Below are 17,677 nucleotides of genomic sequence, written 5' to 3'. Positions count from 1 at the left end.
CATGACCACGTACGTCGTCGCCGATACCGTCGCCCTCACCGGGCGCTCCCTACGCCACGTCACGCGCAGCATCGATACCATCGTCACCACCGCAGTCACGCCGATCGCGATCATGGTGATGTTCGTCTACGTGTTCGGCGGGGCGATCGACACCGGCCCGGACCGGTACATCGACTACATGCTGCCGGGCATTATGCTCATCACCATCGCCTCGGGGATCTCGTACACCGCGTTCCGCTTGTTCGGGGATGTGCAGGGCGGGATGTTCGAGCGTTTCCAGTCGATGCCGATCGCGCGGTCCGGCGTGCTGTGGGCGCACGTGCTGACCTCGCTCGCCGCGAACCTCATCTCGATCGTCCTCGTCGTCGTGGTTGCTCTGCTCATGGGCTTCCGCTCCGGCGCCGGGGTGGTCGCCTGGCTCGCCGTCGTCGGCATCCTGGTCCTGTTCACGTTCGCGCTGACGTGGATCGCCGTCGTGCCCGGCCTCACCGCCTCGTCGGTCGAGGGGGCCAGCGCGTTCTCCTACCCGCTGATCTTCCTGCCGTTCGTCAGCTCCGCGTTCGTGCCCACCGAGACGATGCCGGGGCCGGTGCGCTGGTTCGCCGAGAACCAGCCGGTCACCTCGATCGTCGACACGATCCGGGGCCTGTTCGCCGGGCAGCCGGTGGGCGGGGACGTGGGGGTTGCCCTGGCCTGGTGCGTCGGCATCCTCGTCGTGGCGTACGTGTACGCGACCGTGACCTACCGCCGGAAGATCGCGTGAGAGAGGCTGAATCCGTGCTCACCATCAGCCAGCTTGCCCGGTATGCGGGGGTCACGGCGCGGGCCGTGCGCCACTACCACCAGATCGGCCTGCTACCGGAGCCCGAGCGTGACAGATCCGGCTACCGCACGTACGACGCCGCGGCCGTGGTCCGGCTGATCCGGATCCGCACCCTGGCCGAGGCGGGTGTGCCGCTCGCCCGCGTCCAGGACCTGCTCGACGCCGACGCCGACGGGTTCGCACGTGGCGTCGAGGAGATCGACGCGCAGCTCCGCGCGGAGGTCCGACGGCTGCAGGCCACCCGCAAACGGCTGACGCTGCTCGCCGCGGGGGAGCAGCTGGCGCTGCCGACGTCGGTCGTGGACTACCTCGACAGGGTGCGAGGGCTCGGCGTCGACGAGCGGTACATCGAGATGGAGCGCGACGCCTGGATCATGGTCGCAGCGCAGGCGCCCGACGAGATCGACGCCGTCATGGTGAGCAAGCACCAGGAGCTCGACGACCCGGACACGCAACGGCTGTACCTGCTGCTGAGCGAGGGGCTCGACTGGGAGGCCGACGACCCGCGCGTGGTGGAGGTCGCCGACCTGCTGGAGCGGCTGATGATCCGCGCCGTGGAGGCTGGCGAGCTCGGCGACGACTGGCACGACGATGCACTCGTCGACCTGCTCGACGCCTCCACGGTCGCAGCGTCGCCGGTCGCCGCGCAGCTGATGGCCATCCTCGAGGAGCGCGGCTGGAAGGGGTGGACGCGTATCGAGCGCGTGCCCGCCGACCGCATCGCGCTCTAGGTGTGCGCGTCGACATGCGGCGAGCAGCAAGCAAGAGTCCCGGACCTGGCCCTGGTGCGCATCCAGACACGCACCTCAAGGGGCCACAACCGTCGGCAGGTCAACCGGCACCACCGCGGACCCGGAGCCGCATCGGTTACCCCAACGCCGCGCTGGTGGTGCGCTGCTCATCGCCGGGCCAATCATCTTCCTGTTCGCGGAGCAGTGGCGTGCCTCGGTAGCGCCGTCGTCGGCCCGCATCGCTCCGCCGCGTATCGACAGCCCGGCGGTGGCTTCGGTCGTCGTCGTAAATCTGGGGGGACCTGTTGCGACGAGCAACCCGACCGTCAGTCACCACCTCCGCCCGCATTGCTCGGGCGGGCCTGCGGGCCGCCCTGCGCGTCTGCTGGGCGGCCGTGGTCGAGGAGGACGGTGACTCTCGTTGATCTCGGCCTGCCGGGCCCTGTTCCGGCAGACGTCAGGATTGCTAGCATCTCGTCCCGAGATGGATATTCCTGAGCGGATCGAGGCTCACCTCGCCAGTCTGGCCGAGCCCAAGCAGGCCGACCTCCGACAGCTGCATGCCCGGGTGCTCACTGAATTTCCTGGGTGCAGATTGTGGTTCAACGACGGCACAAACGAGGTCGGCAAGGTCGTGGCGAACCCCAACATTGGCTATGGCGTCTACACGATCAACTACGCCAACGGGTCGTCGCGCGAGTTCTATCGCATCGGCCTGAGCGCCAACACGGCGGGCATTTCGGTTTACGTCCTTGGCCTCGAGGACAAGACCTTCCTCGCGCGCACTTACAGTGACGCGATCGGCAAAGCGAGCGTCACGGGCTACTGCATCAAATTCAAGCGCCTCTCTGTCATCAACGTCGACGCCCTTCACTCGGCCATCCACTACGGCATGACCGTCGATCAGGCCTCAGACCACGCCGGACCAGCCCCACGACCCGCAACTGAGCTGTAAGGCGACCGCGAGTGACCCGTAGCGGGGAATCGCGTCTGCAGACGCGACGCCGCGCGTGTGTGCTCTGGGGTGCACCTTCATCCAACGAAGTGGGCCAGCGCAAAACGGATCGCCTCGGATCTGCTCATGTCGTGCTTGGCTGCCGCCGCGTCGAGAGCGTTGAGTTCCTCGGCGGTCAGCCGGACGGCGACGACTTGCAGAGGTTCAGCCACACGACCAGGGCGCCCGCGGCCCCTGCGCTTGAGGAAATCCACGTCCGGCCTGACATGCTCCGCGGTAGACCCTTGGCTACTGGCAGGTGCGACCCCTGACGGTGCCGGCAGCGAACATGTCTCGTTGAAGCCGGTCGCCGCTCGATGTGTCGCAGGTCCGAGCAGTTGCCGCTTCCCGTCGCTGAGACGCTGCGGCTGACGAGCCCCGCGAGTCCCTCGACGGCGAGCCGGCCTTTGATCTCACGGAGGAGATCGGCCAGGGCTGGGGCTAACCCGCCAGGTCCTTCAGCCGCGCGAGGTCGCCGCGGACCGACTCGCGTTCCGCATCGGTGAGTTGGACCGCGACGGCACTTTCCAGCGCGGACACTGCCGTCCTCTCGTCGCCGAGCCGCCCGGCCACGTCGCCGCGCAGTACGAGGAGGCGCACGAGCTGTACCGCTGTCGGCCTGTCGTCCTCGAGTCCGAGCACCCGATCGATGATCTTCGCCGCGCCCGCCGGGTCCTCCTTGGAGTCGGCGAAGAGCGTGGCGTTGTGCAGCGCTCGCGCGAAGGTCTCCGTGGGAGCGGGCCGGTGGTGCTGGTCCTCGCTGGTGGGCTGCCCGACTCGGACGCAGTTGCCACCGGGGTCGGTCATCAGGAACTGCCGCACCCCGTAGGACATGTCCTTGAGCGGCCCAATCCGCGGTATGCCCCGGTTCGGGATCTTCCCGTACGCGGCCTTGAGCCCGGCCCGGAACGCCTCATACAGCCCGTCCACGTCGTCGGTGAGGACGTAGCACGTGCTGTACGACTCGCGAGGCTCGTACTTCTTCATGCCGAAGAACTGCAGCTCGATGTCGCCGCGTTCGACGACCGCGAACGGATTGGGGCTCTTCTGCAGGAAGGTCACCTCGAAACCGAGGGCCGTGTAGAAGTCGATGACGGGCGGGATGGTCTGACACGGGAGCAGGGGGATCGTCTTCTCGGTCATACCCGGTACTCTAGTCAAAGTTGATTAGAAGGGAAGGGGTCTCTGCATGTCCGCCATCCGTCTCCTCGTCCTGGGCGCCGTCCACCAGCACGGCCGCGCGCACGGCTACCAGGTGCGGGGCGACCTGGAGTCCTGGGGCGCGCACGAGTGGTCGAACGCGAAGCCCGGCTCGATCTACCACGCGCTCAAGCAGATGGCGAAACAAGGCTTGCTCTCGGCCCACGAGATCGCCCCGTCGACGGCCGGCGGCCCGCCGCGCACCGAGTATGAGATCACGCAGCTCGGGACCAAGGAGTTCTTCTCCCTCTTGCGCGAAGCCCTCGCCTCCTACGACCAGAAGATGGACGTTGTCTCGTCCGGCATCGGCTTCATCGTCCATCTGCCGCGCGAGGAGGTGGTGGCGCTACTGAAGACGAGGGTGAAGGGGCTCGAGGAGTGGCGCAAGAGCGTCACCGACTACTACAGCCCCGAGGACGGGCCCGAACCGCTCGGCCACATCGGCGAGATCATGCACCTCTGGGTGCACACGGCGGACGCGGGCGCGCAGTGGACCCGCGGCCAACTCGAGCGCATCGAGGGTGGCGCGTACACCTTCGAGGGCGAGGGGAACCGTTCGTCGGAGTCCACGCCGAGGGCAAGGAAAACCCCGTTCGCGACGGGGTGAGTCGCCCGCGAAAGTCGTCGCGAACCGGGTCGAAACAGACCCCGGCTGAGCGCTCGACGACCAAGGTCCACGATCGCTTGCCGACCATCCCCGCTGGCCGGGCCTTTGCGCGCGGCGGGCGTCGGCGCGTCGGACGAGGTTCGCCGACACGTCACTGCCAGAGCACGCCGACCGACTCCACGTCGCCGATCGGGAATAGCTCGCTGGTCAGGGCGCTGCTTCGTACCGAGCGACGAGTTCGGCGAGGACGCATCGCGTCGCCTCGAGCGCAGCGAGCTGGTGGTCGATGCGGTCAAGCTCGCTCCGGAGCCGGGCGGCTAGCCACGGCGTCTGGATCGACGGCTCGCTGATGCACGGGAGCACTTCGGAGATCGTGGCGCTTGGCAGCCCTGCGGACAACAGCGACTTGATCAGGCCGACGCGTTCCACGGCGCGCTCGTTGTACTGACGCTGCCCACCCGGGCTGCGCTCACTCCCGAGCAGGCCCTGCTCCTCGTAGTACCGAAGCGAGCGGGCGCTCGCGCCCGTCGCTCGCGCCAGCGATCCGATGCGCATCTGCCGACCCCCTTGCCCCTGACATTGATGTCAGGTTTTACCCTAGCGTCATGCAGGTTTCCCGGACCACCCACCCCGCCAATCCGACCAGCCCCCGCGCGGCGATCGGCCGGTTGTTCGAGCCCACGACCGTCGCGGGACTTGCCCTGCCGAGCAGCTTCGTCATGGCGCCCATGACCCGTGCGCGGTCTCCCCAGGGCGTGCCCACGGCGGAGGTGGCCGCCTACTATCGGCGCCGCGCGGAGAACGGGGTCGGGCTGATCATCACCGAGGGCACCTTGATCGGTCATCCCTCGGCCGGGCACGAGGACGCGGTGCCCCGGATGACCGCCGGCCCGGCGGAGGCCGGCTGGCGGGACGTCGTCGATCAGGTCCACCAGGCCGGCGGGCGCATCGCAGCTCAGCTGTGGCACGTGGGCAGTCGCCGGGACGATCTCGACGGGACTCCCGCCTGGTCGCCGTCGGGGGTGCACGAGCCCGGGCGCCTAGACGGGCGAGCGATGTCTCTGCGCGACGTCGACACGATCATCGCGGCATTCGCCGCGTCGGCCCGGGTGGCCTATCGGGTTGGGTTCGACGCCGTCGAGATCCATGGGGCGCACGGCTACCTGGTCGACGAGTTTCTGTGGTCAGCGACGAATCGGCGCACCGACGCCTACGGCGAGACCCCCGGTCACCGCGCTCGGTTCGCTGCCGAGATCGTCGCCGCGACCCGAGCAGCAACTGCGCCCGGCTACCCGATCATCTTCCGGTTCTCGCAGTTCAAAGAACGTGACTTCACCGCGCGTCTCGCCGAGACCCCCGGTGCGCTCCTCGAGGTGCTCGAGCCGATCGTGGGAGCGGGCGCGTCGATCCTGCACGCGTCGACCCGCCGGTTCTGGGAACCGGAGTTCCCCGGCTCGGACCTGAACCTTGCGGGGTGGGCCAAGCGCCTCACCGGCCTGCCCACCATCACGGTGGGCTCGGTCGGCCTCACCTCGGACGTCGTCACTGCCGCCCCCTCCCAGCGGGACTCCCTGGCCGCCCTCGCGAACCGGCACGCCGACGGCGAGTTCGACCTCGTGGCGCTCGGGCGCGCACTCCTGAGCAATCCCGACTGGGTCACGCTGGCCGGGCAAGGGTGCGCCGGTGCGCTGGTCGACTACCGGAAGGCGCACGAAGCTCAGCTCAACTGAGGCTCGCTGGGTCAAGGGCGGGTTGTGCGCTGGATGTGCGCGGCAGCAGACGCACCGATCCGGACCACAACTCGGGATTCACCGCCGAGTTAGCATGCTTGGTATGCCCTTGGTTCTGGTGCGGCGGGTCCAGGCACCTGTCCCATGACAATTTCCTCGTTGCCCGTCCTCGACCTCTCGCTCGCTGACGATCCTGCGACTGCAGATGCGTTCCGCATCTCGCTCCGCGAAGCGACGCACACGTTCGGCTTCTTCTACCTCGTCGGCCATGGCGTGGACCACGAGCTGATAGCGCGGGTGATCGGCGTGGCACGCGAGTTCTTCGCGCTCCCCGACGCAGCGAAGCTCGCGATCGAGAACACGAACAGCCCGCACTTTCGGGGGTACACCCGGGTCGGCGGGGAACGGACGCAGGGCAAGGTCGACTGGCGCGAGCAGGTCGACGTCGGCCCCGAGCTGGAGGTCCTGCCGACCGGCGCTGGTCACCCCGACTACAACGTGCTTCAAGGCCCGAACCTGTGGCCACGCGAGCTGCCGGCACTTCGCGAGGTCGTCGAGACCTGGAACGGCGCGATGGCGAGCGTCGCGGACCGGCTCCTGCATGCCTGGGCCCTCAGCCTCGGGCAGGACGGCGACGTCTTCGACGGCGCCTTCGGTCCGCGCCCTGCCACCTTGACCAAGGTCGTGCGCTACCCCGGCCGCGTCGAGGGAGGCACGGAGCAGGGCGTCGGCTGGCACAGCGATGCCGGCGTGCTCACCCTGCTGCTCGTGGAGCCGGACCGGCCGGGCCTGCAGGTGGAGTACGAGGGTCTGCCGCTGGACGCGCCGCCGCTCGAGGGCGCCCTGATCGTCAACATCGGCGAGATGCTCGAGTGGGCGACCGGTGGGTATCTCCGCGCGACCAGGCACCGGGTGCTCGCGCCCGAGCCCGGGACCGACCGGATCTCCGTGCCCTACTTCCACAGCCCCGCGCTCGACGCCGTGTTCCCGGCGATCGTCCTGCCCCCGGAGCTCGCCGCGCAGGCCCGCGGCGTGGCGGGAGACGCAGACGACGCGCAGATCTTCGCCGAGTACGGATACAACGCACTCAAGAGCCGGGTCCGGGCGCACCCGAACGTCGTGCAGGCGCACCACCCGCACCTCGCGGCGCCAAGCGGGTCGCGCTGACGAGCGCCGCGGCCACACAGGCCTGGCCCTGACGAGCGGGTTCGTGCTCGTGCTCGTGCTTGCCGCGGTGCTGTTCGCGCTCCTGCCGATCCGGTCGCCGGCGACGGTGACCGGGGCTCGAGGCCTGCCCGCCCGTCAGCTGATCAACGTCAGCCAGGCGACCAAGCCCAGGAGGGTGATCGCCAGGACGGGCAGGGTCAGCACGATGCCGATGCGGAAATAGGTGCCCCAGCTGATGTGCATGCCCTTGCGGTCCAGCACGTGCAGCCAGAGCAGGGTCGCGAGGCTGCCGATCGGGGTGATCTTGGGACCCAGGTCGGCGCCGATCACGCTCGAATAGACCATGATCTCGTGGGTCAGGCCCGTGGCGGCAGCGGCGTCGATGCCGAGCGCGGCGACCAAGACGGTCGGCATGTTGTTCAGCACGGAGGACATGCCGGCGACGAGAAATCCGGTGCCGCCCGCCGCGGCGAGCGACCCGCCGTCCCCGAACGTGGCGAACACTCCCGCGAGGGTCTCGGTCAGGCCCTGGTTGCCCAGGCCGTACACGACGAGGTACATCCCGAGGGAGAAGAGCACGATCTGCCACGGAGCCGAGCGCAGCACCGGGCCGACGGCGATCGTCCCGCGGGTGCGCCAGGTCGCCGTCGTCGGGGCGGTCGTCACGCGTTCGGCGGCAACCTGGACGGCGACGGAGCCCGAGGGGGAGCTCGCCGGGGGCTCCGGCGCGGCGGCCGCGACGGACGGCGAGCGTCCGAACAGCGGGGCGGGGCGCCGCGCCGCGATCGCGACGATCGCCGTTGCGCACAGTCCGGCGACGGCGGCGATCGGAATCCCGAGCGGGTCAGCGGCGAAGTAACCGGCGAGCAGGACGGCCAGGACGACCCAGCCGGCGCGAAAGGTCAGAAGGTCGCGGATCGCGCTGGCGGGTGCGGCGAGGTGGGTGACGTCGTAGGTCGCGGGGATGGACTTTCGGAAGTACAGGCGCAGGACCAGCAGGCTCGCGGCGAGCGAGACGAGGCTGACGGGCACCATGACCAGGGCGTAGCGGGCGAAGCCGATGTTGAAGAAGTCGGCGGTGACGATGTTGACCAGGTTGGACACGACCAGCGGCAGGCTCGTGGTGTCGGCCACGAACCCGGTCGCGATGACGAACGCGAACGCGGCCTTGGGTGGGAACTTCAGGGCGATGAGCATCTGGAACACGATCGGGGTCAGGATCAGGGCGGCCCCGTCGTTGGCGAACACCGAGGCGATCGCGGCGCCCAGGACCACGATGAGGTTGAACAGCATGGTGCCGTTGCCGCGCCCCCACCGGGCCACGTGCAGGGCTGCCCACTCGAACGTGCCGGCCTCGTCCAGGACGAGGGAGATGATGATGACGGCGACGAACGTCGCGGTGGCGTTCCACACGATGCCCCACACGGTGGGCACGTCCGAGAACTGGACCACGCCGGTGGCGAGGGCGAGCGCCGCCCCGCCGAGGGCGCTCCACCCGATGCCGAGGCCTCGGGGCCGCCAGATCACCAGGGTCAAGGTGGCGACGAAGATGAGCAGGGCAAGCAGCACAAGGCGCTCCTGGGCGATCGGTGAGGTGTGCCGTGCCCGCGGAGCGAGGGCGCACGGTGCGGACGTCGCGACCCGTCGGAGCGGGTGCCACGTTGCGGCCAGGTTACATCAGCGTTCGCTGATGTGTTGCGAGGTTGGCACCTCCAGCTCGTCGAGCAGCGCGAGGATGCGGCGCTCGATCTCGTCGCGAACGGGTCGAACGTCGGCGACGTCGAGCCCGGCGGGGTCGTCGAGCACCCATTCCTCGTAGCGCTTGCCGGGGAAGATCGGGCAGGCGTCGCCGCAGCCCATGGTGATGATGACGTCGGCGGCCCGCACGACCTCGTCCGTCCAGGGCTTGGGGTACTCGCCGGAGATGTCGATGCCGCGCTCGGCCATCGCGGCGATGGCGGACGGGTTGACCTCGGTGCCGGGCTCGGAGCCACCCGACCACGCGATGGCCGCGTCGCCGGCGAAGTGGCTGAAGAAGCCGAGGGCCATCTGGGACCGGCCGGCGTTGTGCACGCACAGGAACAGCACCACGGGCTTGCCGTCGCTGACCCTGTTCTCGACCCGGGCGAGCGCGGTCAGGCGTTGGCGGGCGAAGCGCTCGGCGAGCAGCGGCAGGAACGTCAGCACGCTGGCACGGGGGGCGAACTCCTCGTAGGACGAGTGCAGGAACCGTTCGATGGTCTCGGCGCCGAAGGTGCCGGCGAAGTCGCGCGCGAGCCGGCTGGCGGCGGTCGTGAGCGCGACCTGCTGGTCGAGGGTGATCTGCGGATGCGCGTGCGGGTCGGTGGTGGTCATCGTCGAACCTCCGTCGGGGTGGGGAACACCGCTGTTTGCTCAGCGTTCATTAACTCAATCTTGACTGAGTGAGTGGAAGGAAGTCAAGATACGGGGGTGGCCAGTCCCTGGCCCATCTCCTGCGGCGCGAAGGTCCCTCATGCATCTGGTCGTCATCGGTGGCAGCGACGCGGGTATCAGTGCCGCGCTCCGAGCGCGTGAGCTCGATCCGTCCGCTCGCGTCACCGTGGTCGTCGCCGACGGGTACCCCAACTTCTCCATCTGCGGGATCCCGTACCTGATCTCCGGTGAGGTCGCGCACTGGCGCAACCTCGCGCACCGCACGTCTGCGGACCTTGAGGCCACCGGGATGGTGCTGCGCCTGGACACCCGCGCGACGGCGATCGACGTCGCCGGGCAGCGGGTGTCCGTCATCGATGCAGCCGGCGCGCAGTCCTGGCTCGACTACGACGAGCTGGTCGTCGGCACCGGCGCGGTCCCGGTCCGGCCGCCGATCGCCGGCCTGGATGCCGTCGGCCCCGACGACGGCGTGCACCTGCTGCACACGATGGGCGACACCTTCGACCTGACCCGGACCCTGGAGACCCGCCACCCCGCCACGGCGCTGATCGTCGGCGCCGGGTACGTCGGGCTCGAGATGGCCGAGGGACTGACCACCCGCGGGATCGCGGTCACCCAGGTCGAGATGCTGCCCGAGGTCCTGCCCACCGTTGACCCCGACCTGGGAGCGCTCGTGCACACGGAGCTGGTCTCCCACGGCGTCGACGTGCACACGGCCACCACTGTCACCCGCATCGCCGCGACCCCCGACGGTCCGGCCCGCCTGCGCGTCGACGGGATCGGCGCCGACGGCGCGGAGCTGGCCTGGGCGGTCGACCTCGTGCTCGTCGTGGTCGGGGTCCGCCCCGACACCGACCTGCTCGTCGCCGCCGGTGCCCGGACCGGGCCGCGCGGCGCCGTCGTCGTCGACGAGACGATGGCCACCGGGATGGCGCACGTGTGGGCGGCCGGGGACTGCGTCGTGACGCAGCACCGCCTGCTCGGGGTCACCTACCTCCCGCTCGGCACGACCGCCCACAAGCAGGGCCGCGTCGCCGGCGAGAACGCGCTCGGCGGCCACGCCCGGTACGCCGGCAGCCTGGGCACCCAGGTCGTGAAGGTCTTCGACCTCGTCGCCGCGCGCACCGGGCTGCGCGAGCACGAGGCCCGCGCCGCCGGGTTCACTCCCGTCTCCAGCCAGGCCAGCCCCGACGACCACAAGGCGTACTACCCGGGCTCGCGGCCGATCACGATCCAGGTCACCGGCGACGAGCGCACCGGGCTGCTGCTCGGCGCGCAGCTGATCGGCGCCCGCGGCACCGAGACCGCCAAACGCGTCGACACGTTCGCGACCGCGCTCTTCCATGCCATGACCGTCGAGCAGATCAGCGAGCTCGACCTGTCCTACACACCCCCGCTCGGCTCACCCTGGGACGCCGTCCAGATCGCCACCCAGGCCTGGGCCCGCGAGCACCCGCGCGCCACGCTCGTGCCGGGAATCGCCGTCGGGGCGTCGTGATGGCGCCGCCGACGGTGCTCTTCGTCTGCGTGCACAACGCCGGACGGTCCCAGCTCGCCGCAGGACTGGCCGAGTTCCATGCCCGAGGCCGGGTCGCCGTGCTGTCCGCGGGGACCGACCCCGAGGCCGAGGTCAGCGACGTCGTCCTCGCCTCGCTCGCCGAGCTGGGTATCGACCGCCGCGACCAGCAGCCCACCAGGCTCACCGAGGACCTGCTCCGCGCCGCCGACGTCGTCGTCGCGCTCAAGCCGGGACTCGAGCTCACGGTGTACCCGGGCGCCCACCACGAGACCTGGGCGTTGCCCGATCCAGCCGGCTGGGACGTCGACGGGATCCGCCCGCTACGCACCTACCTCGACCGCGAGGTGCGACGCGTCATCGCGGCCGTGGGGACTGAGCATTGACAACTGTCGATCCCTGCCGTAGGACTAGGGATCGACGGACATCGATGGAGGACTCATGACGGAGCAGGACGTTCGCGACGACGTGCGGGCACGGTATGCGGCGGCGGCGCTCGCCGTCACGGCCGGGGCGGCCGCGTCTTGCGGTGATCCGGCCGACGGCGGCTCCTGCTGCGCGCCGAACCAGCAGGCCGCCCTCACCATCGATCGCCGCGGCGCTGCGGCGCTCGCGCTGGACGACTCCTTCGGGGCCGGGCTGTACGCGCCGGGGGAGACGGCGGGCCTGCCCGAGGAGGCGGTGCTCGCCTCCCTGGGCTGCGGCAACCCCCTCGCGGTCGCGGACCTGCGCCCGGGCGAGCGGGTCCTCGACCTCGGCTCCGGCGGCGGCATCGACGTGCTGCTCTCCGCGCGTCGGGTGGGGCCGTCCGGGCGTGCCTACGGGCTGGACATGACCGAGGAGATGCTGACCCTCGCCGAGGCGAACAGAGTCCGGGCCGGCGCGACCAACGTCGAGTTCCTGCGCGGGCAGATCGAGGACATTCCGTTGCCGGACGCGTCGATCGACGTCGTCATCTCCAACTGCGTCATCAACCTCTCGACCGACAAGCCCGCCGTGCTCGCCCAGATGTTCCGCGTGCTCGTCCCGGGCGGCCGCGTCGGGGTGTCCGACGTCGTCGCCGACGACGACGTCACGCCGGCCCAGCGCGCCGAGCGCGGGTCGTACGTCGGCTGCATCGCTGGCGCGCTGTCGCGCAGCGAGTACCTTGCCGGCCTGGCCGCCGCCGGGTTCGTGAACGCGACCGTGCAGTTCACCCACGAGGCCGCCCCCGGCCTGCACGGCGCGATCGTGCGCGCCGACAAGCCTGCCGCGTAGCGCGCTGACGACAGATGTAGTTCTCGGCCACGGCTCATCTTTGCCCGCTGGTGGCCGATAGAACCGGTGACACCCCCGACTGTCGGGCGGCACACGGGCGGGAAGCCACATGGATGATCGGATGGCTCCTCGGGGGGCGATGATCCCGAACCCGCGCCGCGCTCCGGAGGATGCACTCGCCGCGTCCGCACCGTTGCTCCCGGCCACCGCCGCGCCGGTGCGGCGCTCCGGGTGGTTCCGGCGGGCCGTCGGCGTGCTCGTGCTGGGTTCGGCCGGCGGCGCGGCCACACTGCTCTGGTTCGCCGTCGCCCATGACAGTGCGACGCTGCAGGCCGCCCCGAGCGACGACGACCTGCTCGCGAGAGGGTGGGGCATGCTCTACGACACGGCCGCGCCACGGGTGCAGGTCGTTCTCGTGGCCGTCGCCCTTGCCGTCCTGCTCGCCGCCGGCGTGGCCCTGCTCGATGATCGCATCACCACCCGGTCGCGTCGATCCGTCAACTTCCGCGCGAACCCGCTGGCTCCGAAGATCGTGATGGCGGCGACGCGCGGCGTCTTCGCTGGTCCCGTCACGGTCACGGTGCTGATCCCCGCGCACGACGAAGAGGTGTCGTTGGGGGCAACGATCAGCTCCTTGCTCGCGCAGTCCCACCGGCCGGAGCGAATAGTCGTCGTCGCCGACAACTGCACGGACTCCACGGTCGCCGTCGCCCGCAGCTCCGGGGTGGAGGTCGTCGAGTCTGTCGACAACGTCCTGAAGAAGGCGGGGGCTCTGAACCAGGTCCTTGCGCGCCTGCTGCCTGGTCAGGGCGACAACGACCTCGTGATGGTGGTGGACGCCGACACCGTGCTCGACGACGGCTTCCTCGCCGCCGCGGTCGATCGGATGACGCAGGACCGGGCGCTGATGGCCATCGGAGGTCTCTTCTACGGGCAGCCGGGATTTGGGCTGCTCGGTCAGTTCCAGCGCAACGAGTACATCCGGTACGCGCGCGAGATGCGGCGTCGGCGGGGACGGGTCTTCGTGCTCACTGGAACGGCCGCGCTGTTTCGCCCGCTCGCGCTGCGCACCGTCGCGGCGAGCCGCGGGCAGTCGATCCCCGGCTCGCAGGGCGACGTCTACGACACCGCTGCCCTGACGGAGGACAACGAGCTGACGATCGCGCTCAAGTCGCTCGGCGGCCTGATGATCTCCCCCGAGGAGTGCACCGTGGTCACCGAAGTGATGCCTACCTGGCGAAACCTGTGGGCGCAGCGGCTGCGGTGGCAGCGCGGGGCGCTGGAGAACCTGGGCGCCTACGGCATCACGCCGGCCACCACCCGGTACTGGGCGCAGCAGCTCGGTATCGGCTACGGGGTGATCGCACTGGCCGCGTATGTCGTCTTGATCGCCCTGATGGCCTTCTCGCTGAGCACCTGGGTCTGGTTCCCCTTCTGGGCCGGGCTCGGCGCGTTGTTCGCGATCGAGCGCGTGGTCACGGTGTGGAAGGGCGGCTGGCGAGCGCGCCTGCTGGGGCTCGCCCTGTTCCCGGAGCTTGCCTTCGCGATCTTCCTGAACGCCGTCTACGTCAAGGGGATCCTCGACATCTCGCTGGGCCGGCAAGCTAGCTGGAAGCATGTCGAGCACACGCTCCCGGGCGCGGACCAGAAGACCGAAACGGTGCTCCTGTGATGAGCTTCGCTGCGTCGATCGGTGTCCCCGCCGGCGTGCTGTTCCCCGAGTCGGTGGTGCATTCGGGGCTCTTCGGCGTGCTGGCCGCGTTCGTGGCGATCAACACCCTCATGTACAGCGCCCTCGCCGTGGCGAAGATGCTGCCCAAGGTCTACCCGGGCAGCTGGATCGGCGATCGGGGTCGGCGGGCGCAGACCCGCAGCATCCACCCGACACCGAGCGATCAGGCGCGAGCCGACTCCCAGCGGGAGGCTCCCCGCCGGGAGGCGCGGTCACGCTAGCCGCACGGCGCGACGGGCTCGGGTTCGGTTGTGGTCAGGATCGGTGACCCTCGTGCGCACATCCGGACCACAACTCGCCGTGACCGGAGCTAGGGCGTGGCGGCGCTGCGGTTGCGAGCGGAGGCGAACCCGAGCCAGGTGTGCCGGTTGCCAGCCCAGCACCAGCCCACCTTCGGCGCGCCCGAGTTCTCCTTGCCGTCGTGGCCGGTGCCGCCGCTGATCCAGATCGCAGGTGTCCGAGCGTCGAGTCCCTTCGGCGTGCGCTTGCGAGATCCGATGGTCATGAAGCAGTGGTTCGGCTCGAGCAGCGCGGGCTTTTGGAGTAGCCAGCTGATGCCTTCGCTGATGGTCAGCGGGGTGCGTCCCGCTCCGGTGATGGCTGGCAGGGCCTCGTTGGGGCTCCAGTTGCGCATGTCGTCGCCGCGCTCGATGTCGTGGACGAGGTAGAGCGGGGAGTCGGGGATGTCGAGGCCCGCGATGGGTTCGAACCCTTCGAGGTCCGTCAGGTCGCCGACGACGAAGCCCGGCTTCTGGGCGCGGCTTACGAGCGGGGCGAGCTGTCGGGCGGTGGCGAGGCTGGGGTGGACCGCCAGCACGGCGCCCGGCTCGTCCGGCAGCGCATTGGCGTGGCGGGTGAGCTGCGACTCGCTGATGCCTGCGAGGTCGGCCAGCCCGAGATCCAGCAGGCGGTTCAGCTGCGCGGGGATCATGGCAACTCACTTTCGTCAGCGGAAGGCGATCCGCGCCGATGAGGCTCATCTCTGTACGGCGTACGGACATGCAACGAGTGACGTCCGTACTCTGTTCCCGTACGCCGTTCAACGTTGTCGTGCAGGAGGGTGAGGATGGGGCCCGAGGAGATTGCGGCGACGCTGCGCCTGCTGTGGCGTCACGAGCGGCCCGGCGCGGAGCGCGCGAAGCCGGGACCTAGCCAACGGCTCGACGTCGACGAGGTCGTCTCCGCGGCGATCGACGTCGCGGATCGGCGCGGGCTCGCCGGGGTGTCGATGCGGGCCCTGGCCGCCGGGCTCGGGATCAGCGCGATGTCCGTCTACACCTACGTCACCAGTCGCGACCAGCTCGTCGCGCTGATGGTTGACGAGACGCTTGGCCGAATCGTTCTGCCCCCGCACGAACTAGACGTGCGTGCCCGACTCGAAGCCGTGGCGGGCGTCGTCTACGGGGTGCACCGACGCCATCCGTGGCTGGCCGAGGCGAGCGGTCGGCGGCCCGGGCTCGGCCCCCATGCGTGGGCGCTCTACGAGTGGCAGCTCGAAGCGGTCCAGCCGCTCGGAGTCGGCGACGTCGAGCTCGACCAAGCGGTGACTCTCATCACCGGGTTCGCTGTCAACGCCGCCGTCTTGGCAAGCACCTCGGGGGACGCGTCGCAGGACGACCTCGACTGGTGGGCGACCGTGGCGCCGGTCCTCGGCGAGCTCACCGACGCGGCCGACTACCCACTCGCGCATCGCGTAGGCACGGCTGCGGGGGAGGCCTACGCAGCGGCCCGCGACACCGGGCGGGAGTACGACTTCGGGCTCAGGGCGATCGCGCAGGGCCTCATCGGCCTCAGCCACGGCTGAGCCGCGCGGCTGGCGGGGAGATGCTGGGTCGTGGTTCGGATCGGTGCGCCTGGCTCGCACATCCCGACCACAACTCGCCCTGATTCGGCGGCTGGACGGTCTGCGAAGCTCACGCGAGGACCCTGCGCAGTCGCTAGGCTCCTCGATCGTGGCATCGTCGAAGAACGGCCGCGCGCAGGCGGAGTTCCCAAACCGTTGGAACATCGCTGGGTTCGTGATGGTGATCGTCGCGCTGCCGGTCATGCTGGTCGACTTCTTCGTGCCCGTTCCGGTGTGGGCTATGTGGTTCGGTGTGGCCAGTCTCGTCGCGGGCGCGGTTCTCGCGACGATCGGTGCCTCTCAGCGGGAACGAGCTACCGGACGGTCGACGTTGCGCGTGCTCGGGAGCACCGTCTGGGCTCCGTTCAAGTTCATCCTGGACAACACCTTCTGAACTCAGGATCAGGATCGTCGCGCCTGGACTTCGTCAACCCGTCGGAGCAGGAACGCCCGCTCGACGTCGTTGTCGATGAGCAGCAAGGCCTCCTCGTACGACGACGCCGCGTCGTCCCATCGCTCTAGCCTGCGCAAGAGGTCCCCTCGGGCAGCGCTGAGGTAGCCGTAGCTCGCGAGCGCCGGCTCGTCGAGCAGGAGGTCCAGCGCAGCGAGGCCCGCGACGGGTCCGTCGCGCATGCCTACTGCCACGGCGCGGTTGAGCTCCACCACGGGCGACGGCCAGATTCCGCGCAGGACCTCGTACAGCCCGACCACCTCCGCCCAGTCGGTCGACTCCCAGGTGGGAGCCTCGGCGTGGACCGCGGCGAGAGCGGCCTGCACCGCGTAGCGACCGGGAGGCCGTTGCTCCAGCAAGCCGAGGAGAAGGCTGACGCCCTCGGTGATCTCGTCGCGGTGCCAGCGGCTGCGGTCCTGATCGGCGAGCAGGACGAGCTCGCCCGAAGCAGACACGCGGCTCGCGCGGCGGGCGTCGGTCAGGAGCATCAGTGCCACGAGGGCGGTTGCCTCGGTCTCCTGTGGCAGGAGGCGGTGCAGCAGTCGAGCTAGCCGCAGCGCGCTGTCGGTCAGGTCGCTGCGAACCAGGTCCGCGCCCATCGGCGCCGTGTGGCCGGTGGTGAAGACGAGGTGAAGCACGTCGAGCGCGGCGCCGACCCGTCGTGGGAGCTCATCGGCGGACGGCATGCGGTAGGGGATGCGGGCGGTGGCGATCTTTCGCTTGGCGCGCGTGATCCGAGCGGCCATCGTCGACTCCTGAACCAGGAAGGCCCGAGCCACCTCGGCCGTGGAGAGGCCGCACAGCAGGCGGAGGGTGAGCGCGACCTGCGCCTCCCTCGACAACGCTGGGTGACAGCACGTGAAGATCAGGCGAAGCCGGTCGTCGGCCACGTCGGGCGCGGGATCGGTGTCGCCGGGGTCGCTGACGACGTCCTCCATCACCAGCCGAGGCAGCGTCCTGCGAAACAGCGCCTCCCGTCGCAGGGCGTCCAACGCGCGGTGGCGAGCCACCGTGGTCAGCCAGGCTCCCGGCCGATCCGGAACGCCGGTGGTCGGCCAGGTTCGCAGGGCCTCGGCGAACGCCTCCTGGGTGCAGTCCTCGGCCAGGCCGAGGTCGCGCGTGAGGCGCGCCGTCGAGGCAAGCACCCACGCCCACTCCCGACGGTGCGCCTCGGCGACGGCAGCGCCGATGTCACCCGACGAGCCGCCCAC

General features: G+C 70.0%; 20 protein-coding genes. 13 read left to right on the top strand and 7 right to left on the bottom strand.

Features of this window, described 5'->3' with window-relative positions:
* The first annotated feature begins 1 nt into the window (after window position 1).
* The 3 genes from J4E96_RS14355 to J4E96_RS14345 all read left to right on the top strand — a co-directional run bounded on the left by J4E96_RS14355 (window position 2) and on the right by J4E96_RS14345 (window position 2,509).
* A complete protein-coding gene (locus J4E96_RS14355) occupies window positions 2-763 on the top strand; it encodes an ABC transporter permease (protein ID WP_227422768.1) in 762 nt (253 codons plus the stop codon).
* Window positions 764-777: 14 nt separating this feature from the next.
* A complete protein-coding gene (locus J4E96_RS14350; RefSeq protein ID WP_227422767.1) occupies window positions 778-1,554 on the top strand; it encodes a MerR family transcriptional regulator in 777 nt (258 codons plus the stop codon).
* 484 nt (window positions 1,555-2,038) lie between these two features.
* Window positions 2,039-2,509: a DUF1801 domain-containing protein gene (locus J4E96_RS14345; protein ID WP_227422766.1), complete on the top strand. Its 471-nt coding sequence runs from the start codon at window positions 2,039-2,041 to the stop codon at window positions 2,507-2,509.
* A gap of 77 nt (window positions 2,510-2,586) precedes the next feature.
* Here J4E96_RS14345 and J4E96_RS14340 read toward each other — a convergent pair whose 3' ends face one another.
* Window positions 2,587-2,763, bottom strand: a complete 177-nt coding sequence (locus J4E96_RS14340) for a ribbon-helix-helix protein, CopG family (protein ID WP_227422765.1) — start codon at window positions 2,761-2,763, stop codon at window positions 2,587-2,589.
* Window positions 2,764-2,989: 226 nt separating this feature from the next.
* A complete protein-coding gene (locus tag J4E96_RS14335; RefSeq protein WP_227422764.1) occupies window positions 2,990-3,691 on the bottom strand; it encodes a bleomycin resistance protein in 702 nt (233 codons plus the stop codon).
* Between the two features lie 46 nt (window positions 3,692-3,737).
* On the opposite strand from J4E96_RS14335, the gene J4E96_RS14330 reads away from it, so the two are divergent.
* The gene (locus J4E96_RS14330) at window positions 3,738-4,355 is read left to right on the top strand and encodes a PadR family transcriptional regulator (protein ID WP_227422763.1); all 618 of its coding nucleotides are present in this window, start codon (window positions 3,738-3,740) and stop codon (window positions 4,353-4,355) included.
* A gap of 207 nt (window positions 4,356-4,562) precedes the next feature.
* Here J4E96_RS14330 and J4E96_RS14325 read toward each other — a convergent pair whose 3' ends face one another.
* Complete coding sequence (locus J4E96_RS14325) at window positions 4,563-4,910, bottom strand: MerR family transcriptional regulator (RefSeq protein ID WP_227422762.1); 348 nt, start codon at window positions 4,908-4,910, stop codon at window positions 4,563-4,565.
* Between the two features lie 50 nt (window positions 4,911-4,960).
* On the opposite strand from J4E96_RS14325, the gene J4E96_RS14320 reads away from it, so the two are divergent.
* Entirely contained in the window at window positions 4,961-6,085 is a 1,125-nt protein-coding gene (locus tag J4E96_RS14320) for an oxidoreductase (RefSeq protein ID WP_227422761.1), read from the top strand.
* Between the two features lie 159 nt (window positions 6,086-6,244).
* A complete protein-coding gene (locus tag J4E96_RS14315; protein WP_319637685.1) occupies window positions 6,245-7,252 on the top strand; it encodes an isopenicillin N synthase family dioxygenase in 1,008 nt (335 codons plus the stop codon).
* A gap of 135 nt (window positions 7,253-7,387) precedes the next feature.
* Here the strand turns inward: J4E96_RS14315 and J4E96_RS14310 are convergent, their stop codons facing one another.
* Both J4E96_RS14310 and J4E96_RS14305 read right to left on the bottom strand, forming a co-directional pair.
* Window positions 7,388-8,821, bottom strand: a complete 1,434-nt coding sequence (locus tag J4E96_RS14310; RefSeq protein ID WP_227422759.1) for an arsenic transporter — start codon at window positions 8,819-8,821, stop codon at window positions 7,388-7,390.
* A 108-nt stretch (window positions 8,822-8,929) separates the two neighbouring features.
* Window positions 8,930-9,607 (bottom strand): arsenate reductase ArsC, encoded by a 678-nt coding sequence (locus J4E96_RS14305; protein ID WP_227422758.1) that lies wholly within the window; start codon window positions 9,605-9,607, stop codon window positions 8,930-8,932.
* Window positions 9,608-9,746: 139 nt separating this feature from the next.
* On the opposite strand from J4E96_RS14305, the gene J4E96_RS14300 reads away from it, so the two are divergent.
* The 5 genes from J4E96_RS14300 (at window position 9,747) to J4E96_RS14280 (ending at window position 14,393) form a co-directional block, all read left to right on the top strand.
* Window positions 9,747-11,165 (top strand): FAD-dependent oxidoreductase, encoded by a 1,419-nt coding sequence (locus tag J4E96_RS14300; protein WP_227422757.1) that lies wholly within the window; start codon window positions 9,747-9,749, stop codon window positions 11,163-11,165.
* Window positions 11,165-11,569, top strand: coding sequence for an arsenate-mycothiol transferase ArsC (locus J4E96_RS14295; RefSeq protein ID WP_227422756.1), 405 nt, complete (start codon window positions 11,165-11,167; stop codon window positions 11,567-11,569). The genes J4E96_RS14300 and J4E96_RS14295 overlap by 1 nt, the downstream gene beginning before the upstream one ends.
* 55 nt (window positions 11,570-11,624) lie before the next feature.
* Window positions 11,625-12,440 carry an arsenite methyltransferase gene (gene arsM / locus J4E96_RS14290; protein WP_227422755.1) on the top strand — a complete coding sequence of 272 codons (816 nt, stop codon included), beginning with the start codon at window positions 11,625-11,627 and terminating at the stop codon, window positions 12,438-12,440.
* A 121-nt stretch (window positions 12,441-12,561) separates the two neighbouring features.
* Window positions 12,562-14,112 carry a glycosyltransferase family 2 protein gene (locus J4E96_RS14285; protein ID WP_227422754.1) on the top strand — a complete coding sequence of 517 codons (1,551 nt, stop codon included), beginning with the start codon at window positions 12,562-12,564 and terminating at the stop codon, window positions 14,110-14,112.
* Entirely contained in the window at window positions 14,112-14,393 is a 282-nt protein-coding gene (locus J4E96_RS14280) for a hypothetical protein (protein WP_227422753.1), read from the top strand. The genes J4E96_RS14285 and J4E96_RS14280 overlap by 1 nt, the downstream gene beginning before the upstream one ends.
* 89 nt (window positions 14,394-14,482) lie before the next feature.
* On the opposite strand, the gene J4E96_RS14275 is transcribed toward J4E96_RS14280, so the two are convergent.
* On the bottom strand, window positions 14,483-15,103 hold the full coding sequence (locus J4E96_RS14275; RefSeq protein WP_227422752.1) for a DUF5701 family protein: 621 nt from the start codon (window positions 15,101-15,103) through the stop codon (window positions 14,483-14,485).
* 135 nt (window positions 15,104-15,238) lie between these two features.
* On the opposite strand from J4E96_RS14275, the gene J4E96_RS14270 reads away from it, so the two are divergent.
* On the top strand, window positions 15,239-15,976 hold the full coding sequence (locus tag J4E96_RS14270; protein ID WP_227422751.1) for a TetR/AcrR family transcriptional regulator: 738 nt from the start codon (window positions 15,239-15,241) through the stop codon (window positions 15,974-15,976).
* Between the two features lie 148 nt (window positions 15,977-16,124).
* Entirely contained in the window at window positions 16,125-16,409 is a 285-nt protein-coding gene (locus J4E96_RS14265) for a hypothetical protein (protein ID WP_227422750.1), read from the top strand.
* 8 nt (window positions 16,410-16,417) lie between these two features.
* Here J4E96_RS14265 and J4E96_RS14260 read toward each other — a convergent pair whose 3' ends face one another.
* Window positions 16,418-17,677, bottom strand: coding sequence for an RNA polymerase sigma factor (locus J4E96_RS14260; protein WP_227422749.1), 1,260 nt, complete (start codon window positions 17,675-17,677; stop codon window positions 16,418-16,420).

Source organism: Pengzhenrongella sicca (genome assembly GCF_017569225.1).
Taxonomy (GTDB): domain Bacteria; phylum Actinomycetota; class Actinomycetes; order Actinomycetales; family Cellulomonadaceae; genus Pengzhenrongella; species Pengzhenrongella sicca.
Note: the sequence above shows the minus strand (reverse complement) of the source record. Positions and strands in the feature narration are given on the sequence as shown.

Coding starts and splice junctions, on each gene's coding strand:
- J4E96_RS14355 (WP_227422768.1), top strand. CDS start 2: ATGACCACGTACGTCGTCGCCGATACCGTCGCCCTCACCGGGCGCTCC.
- J4E96_RS14345 (WP_227422766.1), top strand. CDS start 2,039: ATGGATATTCCTGAGCGGATCGAGGCTCACCTCGCCAGTCTGGCCGAG.
- J4E96_RS14335 (WP_227422764.1), bottom strand. CDS start 3,691: ATGACCGAGAAGACGATCCCCCTGCTCCCGTGTCAGACCATCCCGCCC.
- J4E96_RS14330 (WP_227422763.1), top strand. CDS start 3,738: ATGTCCGCCATCCGTCTCCTCGTCCTGGGCGCCGTCCACCAGCACGGC.
- J4E96_RS14325 (WP_227422762.1), bottom strand. CDS start 4,910: ATGCGCATCGGATCGCTGGCGCGAGCGACGGGCGCGAGCGCCCGCTCG.
- J4E96_RS14320 (WP_227422761.1), top strand. CDS start 4,961: ATGCAGGTTTCCCGGACCACCCACCCCGCCAATCCGACCAGCCCCCGC.
- J4E96_RS14305 (WP_227422758.1), bottom strand. CDS start 9,607: ATGACCACCACCGACCCGCACGCGCATCCGCAGATCACCCTCGACCAG.
- J4E96_RS14300 (WP_227422757.1), top strand. CDS start 9,747: ATGCATCTGGTCGTCATCGGTGGCAGCGACGCGGGTATCAGTGCCGCG.
- J4E96_RS14295 (WP_227422756.1), top strand. CDS start 11,165: ATGGCGCCGCCGACGGTGCTCTTCGTCTGCGTGCACAACGCCGGACGG.
- arsM (WP_227422755.1), top strand. CDS start 11,625: ATGACGGAGCAGGACGTTCGCGACGACGTGCGGGCACGGTATGCGGCG.
- J4E96_RS14285 (WP_227422754.1), top strand. CDS start 12,562: ATGGCTCCTCGGGGGGCGATGATCCCGAACCCGCGCCGCGCTCCGGAG.
- J4E96_RS14280 (WP_227422753.1), top strand. CDS start 14,112: ATGAGCTTCGCTGCGTCGATCGGTGTCCCCGCCGGCGTGCTGTTCCCC.
- J4E96_RS14275 (WP_227422752.1), bottom strand. CDS start 15,103: ATGATCCCCGCGCAGCTGAACCGCCTGCTGGATCTCGGGCTGGCCGAC.
- J4E96_RS14270 (WP_227422751.1), top strand. CDS start 15,239: ATGGGGCCCGAGGAGATTGCGGCGACGCTGCGCCTGCTGTGGCGTCAC.